Raw genomic sequence first — 16,162 nt, 5'->3', positions numbered from 1 at the left:
CGTAATTTGGCGGGACGCATCACCGGGAAGCGATCTATGCGCGGCCCGTTTCTCATGTTTGGCGCAGATCGTTTCGGCGCCTGAGGCTCTGATGGAAGGATCCAGCTCCGGCCGCCTGCGCGATCTCCCGTCCGTCGACGCCGTTTTGAAGGCGCCCGCAGCGCTCGCGATGCTGGAGCGTTTTGGGCGCGCCGCCTCGACCGACGCCGTCCGCGCCGCGCTGGCGGATGCGCGCGCGGCCATCGCCGGCGGCGCCTCCCACGCGCCCGACGCCGCCGTGCTGGCGCGGGCGGCGGAAGCATCGCTCGAGGCGGACGAGCTCTCCAACATGCGGCCGCTGTTCAACCTCACCGGCACGGTGCTGCACACCAATCTCGGCCGCGCGGTGCTGGCTGAGGCGGCGATCGAGGCCGCCGTCGCCGCGATGCGCGATCCGGTCGCGCTTGAGTTCGACCTCGAAACCGGCAAGCGCGGCGAGCGCGACGATCATGTCCGCGCCCTGCTCTGCGAGCTCACCGGCGCGGAGGATGCGACGCTCGTCAACAACAATGCGGCTGCCGTGCTGCTCTGTCTCAACACGCTGGCCGCCGGCCGCGAGGCGATCGTGTCGCGCGGCGAACTGATCGAAATCGGCGGCGCCTTCCGCATGCCGGACATCATGGCCCGCGCCGGCGCGAAGCTTGTGGAGGTCGGCACGACGAATCGCACCCATCTTAAGGATTACCGCGTGGCGCTCAGCGCGCAAACCGGGGTGATCCTGAAAGTGCACACCTCGAACTACCGCATCGAGGGCTTTACCGCCGAGGTCGGCGCAGCGGAGCTCGCCGCCCTGGCGGGACAGGCGAATGTGCCGCTGATGAACGATCTCGGCTCGGGCACGTTGATCGATCTGTCGCGTTACGGGCTGCAAAGAGAGCCGACAGTGCGCGAGGCGGTGCGGGAGGGCTCCGGGCTCGTGACCTTTTCCGGCGACAAATTGCTCGGCGGTCCGCAGGCGGGCTTCATCGTCGGCGCCCGCGCGCTGATCGAGGCCGTCAACCGCAATCCGATGAAGCGCGCGCTCCGGGTCGACAAGATCCGGCTGGCGGCGATCGAGGCGACGCTGAAACTCTATCGCGATCCGGATCGGCTCGCGGAGCGGCTGCCGACCCTGCGGCTGCTGGCCCGGCCGCTGGCGGAGATCGAAGCGCAGGCGCGCCGTCTCCTGCCTGCCGCGGCGGTGGCGGTCGAGCCGGCCTATCAGGTCGCGCTTCGCCTTTGCCGCAGCCAGGTCGGTTCCGGCGCGCTTCCGCTCGATACGATCGAGAGTGCGGGCCTGATCATCCGCCCCACCAATGGAAGCCGTTCGCTCGAGCGGCTAGCGGGCGCCTTGCGGGCGCTCGCAAGGCCCATAATCGGTCGCATCGAGGATGGCGGCCTGTTGCTCGATCTGCGCTGTCTCACCGATGAGGCGGGGTTTTTGTCGTCCCTTTCCGCGCTTGACGCCGATGCGCTGGCTTGAGCGACTGACAAGGGGCCGCGAAGACGTCGCCGCCGTGATGGCCAAGGCGCGCGCGGCCGCCGACGCCGGCGATTACGCGGCCGCGCTGGCGATATGGGGACCGCTCGCCCACGCTGGAGTGGCGCGCGCGCAAAACAATATCGGCGCCTGTTTTTCTGAAGGACTCGGCGTCGCGCGCGACTCTGCCCTCGCGCTGAAATGGCTGGCCCTTGCCGCGGAAGCCGGCGATCCGGTGGGGCAGCGGAACCTCGCCACCGCCTATTTCAAGGGGAGCGGCGTTGAGAGCGACGGCGTGAGAGCCGCCGAACTCTACCGCGCCGCCGCCGAACAGGGAGATGGGCCGGCGCAGGACATGCTGAGCTGGATGTTGCTCGAGGGCCGGTTGATCCCGGCCAATCTGGACGAATCGCGGCGCCTCGCGCTCGCCGCCGCCGAAAACGGCGTCGCCGCAGCGATGGCCCGACTAGGCATGTTCTACCACAACGCAACCGGGGTCGAGCGGGACGCGTCGGCCGCCGTCGCCTGGTGGCGGCGCGCCGCTTTGCTCGGCGAAGCCGATGCGCAGGCGATGCTGGGCGCGGCGCTCCATCTGGGCGCCGGCGCGCCGGCTGATCAGAGCGAGGCGCTGATCTGGCTGCTGCGCGGAGAGACCGGCGGCAGCGCGCTGGCCGCGCCTTTCGTCGGGGCCGCCCGCGCGGCGCTCTCGCCGCAGCAGATCGCAGACGCCGAAGGGCGGGCGCGGCAGAAGCTCGAGGCGGCATGATTATTGGCGTCGCCGGCCATATCGACCATGGCAAGACCGCCCTCGTCAAGGCTCTGACAGGGGTCGAGGGCGATCGCCTCGCGCAGGAAAAAGCGCGCGGCATGACCATCGATCTCGGCTTTGCCTATCTGCCGGTCGAGGGCGGACAAACGCTCGGCTTCGTCGATGTTCCGGGCCATGAGCGCTTCGTGCACACGATGCTGGCCGGCGCGAGCGGGATCGATTTCGTTCTTCTCGCGGTCGCCGCTGATGATGGGATCAAACCGCAGACGCTGGAGCATCTCGCCATCATCGATCTGCTCGGCATTGCGCGCGGCCTTATCGTCATCACCAAGGCTGATCTTACGGGCCCCGGTCGGCTCGCGGAAGTGGAGGCCGAGATCCAGCGGGCGGTCGCCGGAACCGCGCTGGAGGGCGCCGATGTCGCAGCGGTCTCGACGCTGACCGGCGCGGGGATCGACCAACTGCGCGCCCGGCTTGTCGCCACAGCGATTGCGGAGACCACGCGACCGGCGCAAGGCCGCTTCCGGCTGCCGGTCGACCGTTCCTTTACGCTGCAGGGCGTTGGCGTGGTGGTGACTGGCGCCGTTCTATCGGGATCGGTGCATGTCGGCGACCATGTCATGATCAGCCCTTCGGGCGTCCCGGCGCGCGTGCGCTCGCTGCATGCGCAAAACAGACCCGCCGAGAGCGGCAGGGCGGGCGATCGCTGCGCGCTCAATCTCGCCGGCCCCGACGTGTCGAAAGAGACGGTTCAGCGCGGCGATATCGTGCTTGACCCCGGGCTGCATGCGCCGACGGACCGTATCGACGCCCGACTACGGATTTTGGCTCATGAAGCCAAACCGATCGGCCAATGGTTTCCGGTGCGGCTGCACCACGCCGCCGCCGAGGTCGGCGCGCGCATTGTTCTGCTCGGCGACGAGCCGATCCGGCCGGGCGCCTCGGCTGACGTCCAGCTTGCGCTCGACGCGCCGATCGCCGCCGCGGCGCAGGACCGCTATGTGATCCGCGACGTGTCGGCGCAGCGCACCATCGGCGGGGGCGTCTTCATCGATCTGCGTCCGCCTTTGCGACGCCGGCGAACGCCCGAGCGCGCAGCGCAGCGCGCCGCGCTTGCGCTTGAAGATCCGCGCTCGGCCTTCGGCGCTCTTTTGGAGACGGCGCCGTTTACCGCGGACCTCGCGATTTTCGCAGGCGACCGGGTTTTGAGCGAGGCGCAGACGGAGGAGCTGGAAAAGGCGTTGAGCCTGGTCGTTCTGCCAGCGGGCGCGACCCGCTTCGCCATTTCTGCCGCAAGGTGGCGAGATTTCATGACGAGCATCATGGAGAGACTCTCCGCCTTTCATATCGAAAATCCGGACCTTCAGGGAATCGGACGGGAAAAGCTTCGGCTCTTTTTGCTCCCGCGCCTGCCCGCGCCCGCCTTCCTCGCGGCGCTGCAAAAGGCGGCGCGGGAGATGGCGATCGCCCTCGACGGCTCGTTTGTCAGGCTCGCCGCGCATGAGGCGCGTTTCGCGCCGAAGGATGAAGCGGCGTGGGAGGCCATTGCCCCGTTGCTTGGCGGCGATGCGCGGTTTCGTCCGCCAAGGGTGCGCGATATCGCAGCGGCGACAGGACGGCTGGAGGGCGACGTGCGCCGCCTGTTGAAGCTCGCCGGGCGGATGGGCCTCGCGGATGAGGTCGCGCACGACCATTTCTTCTTGCGCCCCATCGTCCATGAAATGACGGACATCATCGCTAAACTCGCGGGCGCCCAGCCGGACGGCGCTTTCACGGCGGCGCAATTTCGCGATCTGCTCGGCAATGGCCGCAAGGTGGCGATCCAGATCCTCGAATTTTTCGATCGCCATGGCGTCACTGTGCATAAGGGCGATCTTCGCCGGCTGGATCCCCGCCGGCTGGACTTGTTTGGCGCCCCGAGGCCATCATCGGGCGCGGACGGAGGAGAATCGTCCCCGGTGGGGCGTCCGGACTTCAAATCCGGGTGGGGCAGCGAGACTGTTTCAGGTGGGTTCGACTCCCATTCTCTTCCGCCAAATTCCCTGTTCCCTCCACGGGGTGGGACATGAGCGCGCCGCCTCGCCTCGTTGATTTCGATGACTGGCTCGCTGGCGTCTTCGAACGGACCGGCGCCTTCACCATGCTGATCGTGCTCGTGGAGATTGGCGCGACTTCGGTCGATCTCGCCGCCTCGTCCTATCTCCATGTCATCGGCGATGCGACGCGATGGCCGGATATGACCGCCCTGTTCGCCGCCTCCGGCGCGCGCTGGAACGGCGCGGCTTTTTTTCAGGCGGACCGGGCGGGGCTGGTGGACGACGCGACCGCGGGACGGCGGCTGGCGGCGCTCGGACGCCATCTCGCCAAGGACCGGTCGCTCCTGAACGAGGGCGCGTTTTTCAACGCGCAGGGTTTGCGGCTCAAGCTTGAGGAAATAGCCAAACAGTAATGGGCGTCAGCCGATCCGGACGGCTGGCTCGCCCGCGGCGACGGCGCCGATGATCGTCGCGCGAGGAAAGCCCGCAGCCTCGATGGTCCCGCGGATCGCTTCGGCGCGCTCCGGAGCGCAGGCGATGAGGAGCCCGCCGGAGGTCTGCGGATCGGTCAGCAGCGCGCGCCGCCAGTCCGGCGTTTCAGCCGGCAGCACAACGGCGTCGCCATAGCTCGCCCAGTTGCGTCCGGAGGCTCCGGTAATTAGGCCGGCCTCGGCCAGCTCCTGAGCCTCCTTCAGGAAAGGGATGCGGGCGAAATCGATGTCGAGCGCGACGCCTCCGCCGCGCGCGAGCTCGACGCCATGGCCAAGCAGGCCGAAGCCGGTCACATCCGTCATGGCGTGGACGTCGTCGTCCTTCGCCAGCTTGTGGCCGACGCGGTTCAACAGCGTCGTCGAGGCCATCATCTCTTCATAGGCCGCATTACTCAGCGCCTGCTTCTTGAACGCCGCCGAATAGACGCCGACGCCGATGCCCTTGGTCAGGATCAGCGCGTCGCCGGGGCGCGCGCCCGAATTGCGGCGGATATCGCTGACGGCGCAAAGCCCGACGACCGCAAGTCCGTAGATCGGCTCCGGCGAGTCGATCGAATGGCCCCCCGCGACAGGAATGCTGGCCTCGGCGCAGATCGAGGCGCCGCCCGCAAGGATCGCGCGCACGGTTTCAATCGGCAGCTTTCCGAGCGGCATTCCGAGAATGGCCAGCGCCATGATCGGCGTTCCGCCCATGGCGTAAATATCCGACAGCGCATTGGCCGCCGCGATGCGGCCGAAATCCCGCGGATCGTCGACCATCGGCATGAAGAAGTCGGTCGTGGCGATGACGCAGCGCTCCTCGTCGATCTGCCAGACTGCCGCGTCGTCGCCGGTCTCCGTGCCGACCAGAAGCTGCGCATAAGGCGCAGCCTGAGGTTGATTGGCGAGGAGCTGCTGCAGAACGGAGGGCGCCAGTTTACAGCCGCAGCCGCCGCCATGGGCGAGATCGGTGAGGCGCACGGGAGCATCGAGCATTGCGGACCTTTCTGCGGCGGCGGCGCGCGGCGACGAAAGCTTGATCAGCAGTATATCGACATCCGTCGCATGTCGATCAAGCGCGACGATTGCAGGCGTCGACAAAGCGAAGGCCTGTGAGTTACGCTGTGCAAGCCACAACGCGTCCACACACGACGAGACACGGTCATGACTACGCGGCAAGAGGTTAATCCGGTATTCGGATGGATGACGTTTCTGCTGATCGCCATTGCCGGGCTTTTTTATGTAAAATGGTTCCCCTATTACAACAGGGCCTTTGTCGCGGCGGAAACGCATTCGATCGGCCAGTCGATCCTGATGGGAAAGGCGAGCGGCCCGCCAGCGCCTTCGCTCGACGCCGCGCTTGGCTACGCTTTCGCTTACGGCAAAGCGATCTGGCAAGCGATGGTGCTTGGCCTTCTGCTTGGTTCGGCGGTGCAGGCGCTGATCCCACCAAATTGGGTGGCGAGGGTGCTTGGCCGCACGGGATTTGGCAGCGTCGCCGCCGGCGGCCTGTTGTCGATTCCCGGCATGATGTGCACCTGCTGCGCAGCGCCCGTCGTCGTTGGCCTGCGCGAACGGCAGGCGTCGCCCGGCGCCGCCATCGCCTTCTGGCTCGGCAATACGGTGTTGAACCCGGCGGCGCTCGTCTTCATGGGCTTCGTGCTCGGCTGGAATTGGACCGGGCTCCGACTCCTGCTCGGCGTTCTCATGGTGTTCGGGCTTGGCTATCTCGCCAACCGGCTGGCGAGCCCCCAGGAAATCGCGGCAGCCGAGGCCCAGCTCGCCGCCTTCAAGGAGACAGAGCCCGACACAGGCCCCTTCCTGCGCTGGATGCAGATCCTGTGGCGCATGACGCTGCGGCTTGTCCCGGAATATATCGTGCTGATCCTGCTTCTCGGGGCTGCGCGCGCGTGGCTGTTTCCACAGATCGGCCCTGAGATCGACAATAGCCTTTTCTGGATCGTCGCCTTTGCCGTCGCGGGAATGATCTTCGTCATTCCGACCGCCGGCGAAGTGCCGATCATCCAGGCGATGCTTTCGCTCGGCATGGGCGTCGGTCCCGCAGGCGCCCTGCTGATGACCCTGCCGCCGATCAGCGCGCCCTCGCTGGCGATGCTCGCGCGCTCATTCCGGCCCGTGACGCTCGCGCTGGTCACGGTCTGTGTCGTCGGATTTGGCGTCGCCGCGGGATTGCTGGCGGTCTGGCTGAAATTTTAGGGGTGAGGCCTACGCGCTGAGCAGCAGCGGATTTGGCGCGTGGCGCGCCCAGCCCGCTTCCGTGACAAGGAGATCGAGCCCGAGCGTCGCAAGGTCGTCCGCATAAGGATCGACCTCCATGTCTCGGGCGGAATAAAGCATCTTCGCGTAGCTGTGGCAGGCGTCGCAAACCTCGGCCTTGATCGCGCCGGAATCGCCTTCAATTCCCTTCAGAGAAAGGGAACGCGACTCGCCGCAGGTGATGCAGATGGCGCGCACATGGTTCCAGGCGGTCGAGCACAGCGAACAATAGAGATAGCGCGTTCCCGGCGTCGTCCCCGACGCGGTGATGACGCCCGCGACGGGCGTCGAACCGCAACAGGGGCAAAGCCCGCGCTGCGGCAGCAGCCGCAGCGAAGCCGCAGGGAGCGCGGCGGCCGAAAGCGTGAAATAGACCTGCAGCGCGGCGGCGATATAGAGCGTCGCGCCGATCTGCTGCGGCTCGATCTCACCATGCAGAAAGTCATCGGCATGGGCCTCAATCGCGCCAGCGTCGCATTGGCGCAGAGCCGCCATGAGCGAGAGCGCCGGCTCGGGCGCGGCGGGCTGGTCGAGATGGCCCAGCAAGACGGCGAGGCCTTCGCGCCATATCGGATTGCGGCGATGCCCGTCGGCGGCGAGCGGCGGCATGCGGGCGTCGACCGCCCGCTCCACGGCCATAGCATCCGGCGCGGCGAGCGGACCCAAGGCAAGGGCCGCGGCGTGCTGGGCGTCCGACAGCTGAGCCATGAAGCGCAGCCATTCCATCAGCGGATGGCCGTCCGATAGATGTCGCAGCCGCGCGGCGCTGCGCGTAAACCGAGTCAAAGGGTTGGGCAGCAGCAGCGGCTCCGGCGCCTTGACGCCGCCCTGAGGATCGCCGATCCAGGCGCCTTTGGGGGCGACCTCGCCCTGCCTCACTTAGACGCCCTTATGCGCGATCTCATGGGCGCTCCAATGGCCTTGGCGAATCGTCGCCGGTCCGCGGCCGCGGCCCGATCGAGTTCGTCGCGATGAGGCTGCGCAGCCATTTGCGGTGATGCCGGAACGCCCAGCCCGGCGTAACATAGCCTTGCGTCATCGCCCGCATCGAGCCCCTGACCCAGATCGCGGCATAGACATGAATGATCCAGACAATGATCGCGGCGAAGGCGGCGAGGCTGTGGATCAGCACGGCCGCGCGCTGCAGCTCGATTGTAGTGTAGGTTGAAAAATAATATTCCCAGATGACGAGGCCGGTCAAGAAAAGCACAGGCACCAACAGCGCCATCGACCAGAACACGAATTTCTGGCCGGCGTTGAAGCGGCCGACTTCGGGAACCCCCTCCTCCTCATTGACGAGGACCTTGTCGATCGCCTTCATCCAGGCGAGATCGTCGCGATTCCACATATTGTCGCGCCAGAACTGGATCATCAGACCGAGGTAGCTCACGAGAAGCACGCAGCCGATCCACGGATGGATCGCGCGCGCCGACTGGCCCCCGCCGAACAGGCCCGACAGAAAGAACAGCATCGGGTCGAACATCGAGAGGCCGGACAAGACCAGCAGCACGAAACAGCCGCCCGTGAGCCAGTGATTTATCCGCGTCACGGTCGTATTGCGGATGAATGTTCCCTTGGGATAGGTCATTGCGGCTCGTCCGCATGTATCAGATGTTTCGCTTCCGCCTCATCGAGCGGCTGCACTTCGTTCGGTCCGGCGACGATCCAGTGCAGGAATCCCGCGACCGCCGCGAAGGCGACGCCGGCCACCGCGACGGGTTTGAAGAGGCCTTTCCAAACGGAGACAAGCGCGCTGATGTGCGGATCGTCCGGCAGGCCGGCATAGAGCGACGGACGGTCGGCATGATGCAGAACATACATCACATGCGTGCCGCCGACGCCGGGCGGATCGTAAAGCCCCGCCTTGGCGAAGCCGCGCGTCTTCAGCTCGGCGACCCGCTCTCCGGCCCAGGCCGTCATGTCGGTCTTGGAGCCGAACATGATCGCGCCGGTCGGGCACGCCTTGACGCAGGCGGGCTCCAGCCCGACCGCGACACGATCCGAGCACAGGGTGCATTTATAGGATTTATGGTCGACCTGACTGATGCGCGGGATATTGAACGGGCAGCCCTTGACGCAATAGCCGCAGCCGATGCAGGCCTCGCTGATGAAATCGACGATGCCGTTGGCGTATTGCACGATGGCGCCCGGCGCCGGACAGGCCTTGAGGCAACCGGGGTCGGCGCAATGCATGCAGCCGTCCTTGCGGATCAGCCATTCGAGATTGCCCTCGTCATTGTCCCATTCGGTGAAGCGCATCAGGGTCCATGTGTGCGGATCAAGATCGAGCGGATTGTCATAGGTCCCCTCGAAATGCCCGATCTCCCCGCGCAGATTGTTCCACTCCATGCAGGCCGCCTGACAGGCCTTGCAGCCAATGCATCGGCTGACGTCGATCAGCTTGGCGACCTCTATCTCGTGGCTGCGGGCCGATGGCGGCGTCATCGTCGACGCCGAACGCCTGACATAATCCTGAGACTGAAGATCGGCCATCGACTGCTCCTTCAGGCCACAGGGGCGGTTGTTCTTTCGATACTGACAAGGAACGCCTTGAATTCCGGCGTCTGCGTATTGGCGTCGCCGACGGAGGGCGTCAGCGTATTCGCGCCGTAGCCCTTACGGGCCTGCCCCGTGAAGCCCCAATGGATGGGCACCCCGATTACATGCGTTGGTTTTCCGTCGACCAGCATCGGCTTGATGCGTTTGGTCACATAGGCCTTGCAAACGACGACGCCGCGCTTCGAGGCAAGACGGACCCAGCCGCCCTGCTCGATGCCTTTTTCCTTCGCCAGAACTTCGCCGATTTCGATAAACTCTTCCGGCTGCAGGATGGCGTTGATCAGCGCATGTTTGGTCCAGTAGTGGAAATGCTCCGTCAACCGGTAGGTGGTCGCCACATAGGGGAACTCCGAAGCTTCGCCGAAGGCGGCCCTGTCGTCGGCGAACACCCGCGCCGCCGGGTTCGAGCGCACCTTCGGATGCAGAATATTCGGCGAAGGCGATTCGAAGGGCTCGTAATGCTCCGGGAACGGTCCCTCCGCCATCTGGTCGCGCGCAAACAAGCGCCCAACCCCTTCCGCATTCATGATGAACGGACCGACGCCGTCCGACGGCTTCACCGTCGGGCCATAATCGGGCACGTCGATGCCCGCCCATCGGCTGCCGTTCCATTCGATGATCGGCTTTTGCGGATTCCACGCCTTGCCGGCGACGTCGGCGCTGGCGCGATTATAAAGAATGCGCCGGTTGGCCGGCCACGCCCAGGCCCAGTTTGGCGCAATGCCCTGCTCGCGCGGGTCGCTCGCGTCGCGGCGCGCCATCTGATTGCCCTTCTCGGTATAGCACCCCGAAAAGATCCAGCAGCCAGACGCCGTCGTCCCGTCGTCGCGCAATTGCGCGAAGCCGTCGAGCAGCTGCCCGGCCTTCAGCGTGACGGCGCCCGACGCATCCTTCACCTCGGTCAGCGCCTTGCCGTTCATCTCCTTCGCAAGCTCTTCCGGATTCGGCTCGACCGGATCGACATAGTCCCATGTCAGGTTCAAGATCGGATCCGCAAATGCGCCGCCGTCCTTGCGGTACATTTCGCGCATGCGATGGAAGATGCCAGACATAATCCAAAGATCGGATTTGGCCTCGCCCGGGCCGTCCGCCGCCTTCCAGTGCCATTGCAGCCAGCGCGCCGAATTCACGAGCGAACCGTTTTCCTCGGCGAAGCAGGTCGTCGGCAGCTGGAACACTTCCGTCGCGATGCTGGCCGGGTCGGACGGGTTCTGCGGACCGAAATTCTCCCAAAACCGCGACGTCTCGGTGTCGAGCGGATCCATCGTCACGAGGAACTTCAGCTTGCTCAGCCCCCTGCGGATCTTGCCCTTGTCGGGGAACGCCTGCAGCGGATTGAAGCCCTGGCAGATGTAGCCGTTCATCTGACCGTTCGCCATCATCTCGAAGGCGCGGATGATGTCATACATCGGCACGTCGAGCTTCGGCAGCCAGTCATAGGCCCAATCATTGTCGGCGCGCGCCGCCTCGCCATAGACCGCCTTCTGGAAGCTCACAAAGAATTTGCGGTAGTTCTGCCAATAGCTGGTCTGGGCCGGACGCAGCGGCTTGAACTGCCGCGTTTTCATATAGTCTTCGAAGGTGAGCTCCTTGTCGCTCGGCAGCGTCATATAGCCGGGCATCTGGTTCGACAGCAGGCCGACGTCGGTCAGGCCCTGAATATTGGAATGGCCGCGCAAGGCGTTCATGCCGCCGCCGGCGACGCCAATATTACCGAGCAGCAGCTGGACCATCGCCATCGCCCGGATGTTCTGGGCGCCAACCGAATGCTGTGTCCAGCCGAGCGCGAACAGGCTGGTCAGCGCCTTGTCCGGCGCCGCCGTCGCGGCGATCATTTCGCAGACTTTCAGATATTTGTCCTGCGGCGTGCCGCAGATTCGCGACACCGTCTCGGGCGTATATCTGTCGACATGCTTGCGCAGCAGATTGATGACGCAGCGCGGATCCTGCCACGTGTCGTCGATCCGGGCGAAGCCCTGCTCGTCGAGATCATAGTTCCAGCTCGATTTGTCGTAGCTGCGCGTCTCCTCCTTATAGCCGGTGAAAAGCCCGTCCTCGAAGCCAAAGCCATCCTTCACGATCAGGCTGGCGCTGGTGTAGGCGCGCACGTAATCGTGCTGGATCGCATCCTTTTCGAGCAGATAGCGGATGACGCCGTTGAGGAAGGCGATGTCCGTGCCGGGCCGGATCGGGGCGTGGAAATCCGCGACCGAGGCCGTACGCGTAAAGCGCGGATCGACGACCACCAGCTTGGCGTTGTTCTCAAGCTTGGCTTCGATCACCCATTTGAAGCCGCAGGGATGCGCTTCGGCCGCATTGCCTCCCATCACCAGCACGACATCAGCGTTCTTGATGTCCTGCCAGGTGTTCGTCATTGCGCCGCGACCAAATGTTGGAGCCAGACTGGCCACCGTTGGTCCGTGTCAGACGCGCGCCTGATTGTCGAAGACGAGCATTCCGAACGATCGGGCGACTTTCCACGTCAGCATCGCCGTCTCGCTCGACGACGCGGACGCCGCCAGCATGCCGGTCGTGAGCCAGCGGTTGACCGTGGTTCCCGCCGCATTCTTGGCGACGAAATTGGCGTCACGGTCCTCTTTCATCAGCGTGGCGATGCGGCCGAGCGCGAAATCCCAAGAAACCGGCCTGAAGGCGCTGGCGCCGGGGGCGCGATATTGAGGCGATGTCAGGCGTCCCGGCGAATGCACGATATCGAGCAGCGCCGATCCCTTGGGGCAGAGCGTGCCGCGATTGACCGGATGATCCGGATCGCCCTCGATGTGCATGATCTCCGAGCGCGCATTCTTGGCGCGGTCGCCCATGCTATAGATGAGAATGCCGCAGGCGACCGAGCAATAGGTGCAGGTGTTTCGCGTCTCGGTCGTCGCCGTGAGCTTGAACGGCCGCACTGCGGCGGCGAGCGCTGCGCCGGCGAGGTCGAAGCCAAGCGCCCCGAGGCTTGACGCCGCTAGCCCGGCGCCGGTGAGCTTGATAAAGCCGCGACGACTGACGTTCATTGCCATCCGCTCCGTCAACTGAGCCAAACCGGGGCACACGCGCCGCGGATCCGTCCGACAAACGCCGAGTATAGCCAAGCCGGATCGCGGCACAAGCCTGTTCTAGCAGTGGCTTTGCCGCTTGCTGGAGTGATTTGAAGTTCAGCTTGGGAGATCTGGCCAAGTTGCGGCGAGGTGAATGCTACGATCCTCTGGCTGAAATATCGCTTTGCTTGCCGCAACGCGTCCCTTTGCCCGCCCACCCGACGATGTTTATGCTATATCATACAGGGAATATCTTGTTTCATCGAAACGACTGGCGCGCGCGGCGTATGAAATCGGACGTCATATGTCAGCGTTACAACTCTTAATTTGTGCTTTGGCGGATATGCGCGCTCCGCGCAATCGCCAGGGACGCCAAACCGTCGGCGCCGTCCAGACGCATGGTGTAGTAAATCTGCAACAGCCGAGCGCGACGCCAAATAATTCGGACGGCTTTGGTGCGGATCGGCGCGGGACATTCGTCTTGAGTCCTGACGAGCCCGGCGCCCATACATTGGAATCAGTCCGCCTCGTCGAGACCGAGGGGGATTTCTGGAATGTGGATTGGACGAAAGAGCGGACGCTCCCGCCTGATCGCGAGCGTCATCGGCATATTCGCGCCTCTCGCAAGCGTCCATAGCCAAGAAACGCGAGAGGTCGTGCAGGCGCAGCCTCCGCTTCCCGCCCTCGATTTCTCGGCAAAGCCGTCGTCGGACGGCGTGACGATCGCCGGGCGTTCAGCCGCAGAATCGATCCAGCTTGACGCTGTCGACGTTCAGGGGCCGGGCGCAGGCGAGGGGGCCGACCGCGACGCAAAGGGTTACGTCGCCACCGACAGCGCCGCCGCGACAAAGACCGATACGCCCTTGATCGAAGTCCCGCAATCCGTTTCCATTGTCACCCAGCAGCAGATGCAGGATCGCAACGTTCAGACGGTCACAGAAGCTGTCAACTACACAGCGGGCGTCGAGACCGGCATGTTCGGCTTCGATCCGCGATTTGATTCATTCTATATCCGCGGCTTCGACATGACCTACACCGGGGTATTCCGCGATGGATTGCGCGAACCTGCGGGGAGCTTCTCGATCTACAGAAACGAGCCATATGGGCTGCAAAGCATAGCCGTCGTCCGGGGGCCGACCTCGGCACTCTACGGGCTCGGATCGCCCGGCGGTCTTATCGATCTCATAAGCAAGCGGCCGCCTTCGACCTCTTTGCGCGAAGCGGAGTTTCAGATCGGCAATTTCGAGCGCTATCAAGGCCAGTTCGACTTTGGGGGCCCGCTCGACCCGCAGGGGATCTATTCCTATCGCCTGACCGGCCTTGTCCGCAACAGCGGCACACAGTTGCTTGACGCGCCAGACAATCGTTATTTTATCGCCCCGGCCTTCAGCTTTCATCCGGACGCGGCGACTTCCCTGACGATCCTGACGGCCTTTCAGAATCAGCTGACCACCGGAAATCCCGGATTTTACCAGACGCCTGGGGGCCAGCTGACGAACATCTATAGCGGCGATCCGGCATTTCAGAATTTCAATCAGACGCAGTTTCGAATTGGCTATATTTTTGAGCACGCGTTCAACGAAGCGGTGACCTTCCGGCAAAACGCCCGCTATTCCTATGTCTTTGCGGACGTACGATATACGCAGATCGATTTCGTCGACCCGGAAACGTATAACGCCTCGCGCTCGACCGGACGCGTCATCGATCATCTCAACACTTTCGGCGCCGACAATCAGGCGCTTGTAAAATTTAATACGGGGCCGGTCAGCCATTTCGTTCTTTTCGGATTCGAATACACCAACTCGGCCTTCAGCGACAAAACCGGCTTCGGCTGGGCGCCGGACCTGAACCTTGCAGCGCCGCAGCCCAATTACGGCGGTCAATTTATCCCGTCCCCATTGTTCACCTACAACACCTATCAGTCGCAGCAGGATATGGCCGTCTATCTGCAAGATCAGATCAAATTTGGTCCGTTCGTCCTGACCCTCAGCGGACGCAACGATTGGGTGAGCACGAGAACGGACGACGTCATCGGCGCGACCAGCACCGTTCAGAACGACGAGGCATCCACAGGACGGGTCGGACTGACCTATCTCTCGCCGATCGGGCTTGCGCCTTATGTCAGCTATGCAACCGCCTTTACGCCGACGCTCGGAACCGGCGCCAATGGCGCCGCATTCGGGCCAGTGACGGGCGATCAGAAAGAGGTTGGCGTCAAATATCAGCCCCCTGGAATCAACGGACTGATCACGGCTTCGCTGTTCGATATTCACCAGTTTAACAGCTTGAGCATGGATCCGAACAATCAGGCGTTCCAGATCCAGACCGGGGAGATACGCTCGCGCGGCTTCGAACTCGAAGGCGTGCTCAACCCCTTGCCGGCTTTGAACGTCACGCTCGCTTACACCTATCTCGATCAGAAGATCCTCGATGGCGACGCCGATACGATCGGAAAATCGCCCTCGGGAATTCCGGCCCAGAGCTTTTCCGTTTGGGGCGACTACACCTTGCAACCGGATACGTTCGCACCCGGGCTTGGCGGCGGATTCGGCATGCGTTTCATCGGCCAGAGCTACGGCAACGATCAAAACACTATGATAAACCCGCAGACGACGCTGTTCGACGCGGCGCTGCACTATGATTTCGCAAACCTCGATCGAAGCCTCGCCGGCGTGAGGCTTCAGGTCAACGCCACCAATCTGTTCAACACCAAATATCAAGTTTCGCAAGCGGGCTTTGGCTATTGGGGCCAGGACCGCACCATCGTCGCGTCGCTTCGCTACCGCTGGTGAACGGCGTTGCAGGACGGCTCATCCGTTCGCGCGGTCCGCGAACGATCCCCGAATCGAACATGCGGACCCTAAGGACTTTCTACGTCATGTCTCTTTCCACGCACGCTGAAACGCGAGATGCGCTCCTGCGCGTTATGATCAGTGAACGGCGCCAGCTGATCACCGTCGCCAAACGCATTTTACGTTGCCCCCATCTCGCCGAGGACGTCGTCCAGGACGTCGCCGTGAAAGCAAGCCGCATGGAAGACTGTGCGGTTGGATGTCCCGCGCGTTTCGCCAAATGCATGGTCCGCAATCTCGCGATCGACCATGCGCGCCGACGCCGGCGCGAAACGACTTACGCCGCGCCGGACGCCGATGTTGACTCGATTGCGCGTCTTGCGCCCGATTCATTGTCGGAAATCGAGGCGCGCGACGCGCTGAGGCGCGTCTTCGCCGCCCTTGAGGAATTGCCGGATCGTACGCGCGACGTATTCTATCGGGTCCGGATCGAAGGCTGCGCGCAAAGAACCGTGGCGTCGGACCTTGGCGTATCTCCGACGCTGGTCAATTTCATGGTTCAGTCAGCCCACCGCCATTGCCTCGCGCGGCTGCAGGAATCGGGGGAGGCCCTTCTGGATGGCCCGGAGGCGTTTGCCCGAAAGCGCAAGGAGCTAAGCAAGAGAAAGCGCCAGAAGCCGCCGAGCGCTCTCGCGAGTTGAGCCCGCCAAAGCGCGCGGC

The 16,162-nt window shown here is 64.1% G+C and carries 11 protein-coding genes, 1 tRNA gene and 1 pseudogene; 8 read left to right on the top strand and 5 right to left on the bottom strand.

The features are described 5' to 3' along the window. Positions 1-91: 91 nt before the first annotated feature. From selA to MSIL_RS16955, 5 genes and pseudogenes are all read left to right on the top strand, one after another. Positions 92-1,501, top strand: coding sequence for an L-seryl-tRNA(Sec) selenium transferase (selA, locus tag MSIL_RS16970; RefSeq protein WP_012592309.1), 1,410 nt, complete (start codon positions 92-94; stop codon positions 1,499-1,501). Continuing rightward, on the top strand, positions 1,488-2,264 hold the full coding sequence (locus tag MSIL_RS16965; protein ID WP_012592308.1) for a tetratricopeptide repeat protein: 777 nt from the start codon (positions 1,488-1,490) through the stop codon (positions 2,262-2,264). The genes selA and MSIL_RS16965 overlap by 14 nt, the downstream gene beginning before the upstream one ends. After that, positions 2,261-4,093, top strand: a pseudogene (selB, locus tag MSIL_RS16960) (selenocysteine-specific translation elongation factor); the annotation flags it as partial. The gene MSIL_RS16965 and the pseudogene selB, both read left to right, overlap by 4 nt. Before the next feature lie 114 nt (positions 4,094-4,207). After that, a tRNA-Sec gene (locus MSIL_RS21460) sits at positions 4,208-4,303 on the top strand. A gap of 29 nt (positions 4,304-4,332) precedes the next feature. Further along, positions 4,333-4,716 carry a hypothetical protein gene (locus MSIL_RS16955; RefSeq protein ID WP_012592306.1) on the top strand — a complete coding sequence of 128 codons (384 nt, stop codon included), beginning with the start codon at positions 4,333-4,335 and terminating at the stop codon, positions 4,714-4,716. 6 nt (positions 4,717-4,722) lie between these two features. Here MSIL_RS16955 and selD read toward each other — a convergent pair whose 3' ends face one another. Further along, positions 4,723-5,769: a selenide, water dikinase SelD gene (selD, locus tag MSIL_RS16950; RefSeq protein WP_012592305.1), complete on the bottom strand. Its 1,047-nt coding sequence runs from the start codon at positions 5,767-5,769 to the stop codon at positions 4,723-4,725. Positions 5,770-5,937: 168 nt separating this feature from the next. Here selD and MSIL_RS16945 point away from each other — a divergent pair, with 168 nt between their 5' ends. Beyond that, positions 5,938-6,990, top strand: coding sequence for a permease (locus tag MSIL_RS16945; RefSeq protein WP_012592304.1), 1,053 nt, complete (start codon positions 5,938-5,940; stop codon positions 6,988-6,990). A gap of 9 nt (positions 6,991-6,999) precedes the next feature. Here the strand turns inward: MSIL_RS16945 and fdhE are convergent, their stop codons facing one another. Genes fdhE through fdnG form a run of 4 tightly spaced genes read right to left on the bottom strand, consistent with a single transcriptional unit; the run spans position 7,000 to position 12,632 of the window. Next, the gene (fdhE, locus tag MSIL_RS16940) at positions 7,000-7,929 is read right to left on the bottom strand and encodes a formate dehydrogenase accessory protein FdhE (protein WP_012592303.1); all 930 of its coding nucleotides are present in this window, start codon (positions 7,927-7,929) and stop codon (positions 7,000-7,002) included. Between the two features lie 22 nt (positions 7,930-7,951). Further along, positions 7,952-8,638: a formate dehydrogenase subunit gamma gene (locus MSIL_RS16935; protein WP_012592302.1), complete on the bottom strand. Its 687-nt coding sequence runs from the start codon at positions 8,636-8,638 to the stop codon at positions 7,952-7,954. Beyond that, positions 8,635-9,543 (bottom strand): formate dehydrogenase subunit beta, encoded by a 909-nt coding sequence (fdxH, locus tag MSIL_RS16930; RefSeq protein ID WP_012592301.1) that lies wholly within the window; start codon positions 9,541-9,543, stop codon positions 8,635-8,637. Before fdxH ends, MSIL_RS16935 begins: the two co-directional genes overlap by 4 nt. Positions 9,544-9,554: 11 nt before the next feature. Further along, a complete protein-coding gene (gene fdnG, locus MSIL_RS16925) occupies positions 9,555-12,632 on the bottom strand; it encodes a formate dehydrogenase-N subunit alpha (protein ID WP_210160574.1) in 3,078 nt (1,025 codons plus the stop codon). Positions 12,633-13,204: 572 nt separating this feature from the next. Between fdnG and MSIL_RS16910 the strand changes: the two genes are divergently transcribed. Together MSIL_RS16910 and MSIL_RS16905 are read left to right on the top strand one after the other, a co-directional pair. Next, a complete protein-coding gene (locus MSIL_RS16910; protein WP_012592299.1) occupies positions 13,205-15,442 on the top strand; it encodes a TonB-dependent siderophore receptor in 2,238 nt (745 codons plus the stop codon). Positions 15,443-15,528: 86 nt separating this feature from the next. Continuing rightward, complete coding sequence (locus MSIL_RS16905; RefSeq protein ID WP_012592298.1) at positions 15,529-16,143, top strand: sigma-70 family RNA polymerase sigma factor; 615 nt, start codon at positions 15,529-15,531, stop codon at positions 16,141-16,143. Positions 16,144-16,162 lie beyond the last annotated feature (19 nt).

Source organism: Methylocella silvestris BL2, from assembly GCF_000021745.1.
Classification (GTDB): domain Bacteria; phylum Pseudomonadota; class Alphaproteobacteria; order Rhizobiales; family Beijerinckiaceae; genus Methylocapsa; species Methylocapsa silvestris.
Note: the sequence above shows the minus strand (reverse complement) of the source record. Positions and strands in the feature narration are given on the sequence as shown.

Excerpts from the sequence above, each read along its gene's own strand:
- MSIL_RS16955 (WP_012592306.1), top strand. The coding sequence starts at position 4,333 with ATGAGCGCGCCGCCTCGCCTCGTTGATTTCGATGACTGGCTCGCTGGC.
- MSIL_RS16935 (WP_012592302.1), bottom strand. The coding sequence starts at position 8,638 with ATGACCTATCCCAAGGGAACATTCATCCGCAATACGACCGTGACGCGG.
- MSIL_RS16965 (WP_012592308.1), top strand. The coding sequence starts at position 1,488 with ATGCGCTGGCTTGAGCGACTGACAAGGGGCCGCGAAGACGTCGCCGCC.
- selD (WP_012592305.1), bottom strand. The coding sequence starts at position 5,769 with ATGCTCGATGCTCCCGTGCGCCTCACCGATCTCGCCCATGGCGGCGGC.
- MSIL_RS16905 (WP_012592298.1), top strand. The coding sequence starts at position 15,529 with ATGTCTCTTTCCACGCACGCTGAAACGCGAGATGCGCTCCTGCGCGTT.
- MSIL_RS16910 (WP_012592299.1), top strand. The coding sequence starts at position 13,205 with ATGTGGATTGGACGAAAGAGCGGACGCTCCCGCCTGATCGCGAGCGTC.
- fdxH (WP_012592301.1), bottom strand. The coding sequence starts at position 9,543 with ATGGCCGATCTTCAGTCTCAGGATTATGTCAGGCGTTCGGCGTCGACG.
- selA (WP_012592309.1), top strand. The coding sequence starts at position 92 with ATGGAAGGATCCAGCTCCGGCCGCCTGCGCGATCTCCCGTCCGTCGAC.
- MSIL_RS16945 (WP_012592304.1), top strand. The coding sequence starts at position 5,938 with ATGACTACGCGGCAAGAGGTTAATCCGGTATTCGGATGGATGACGTTT.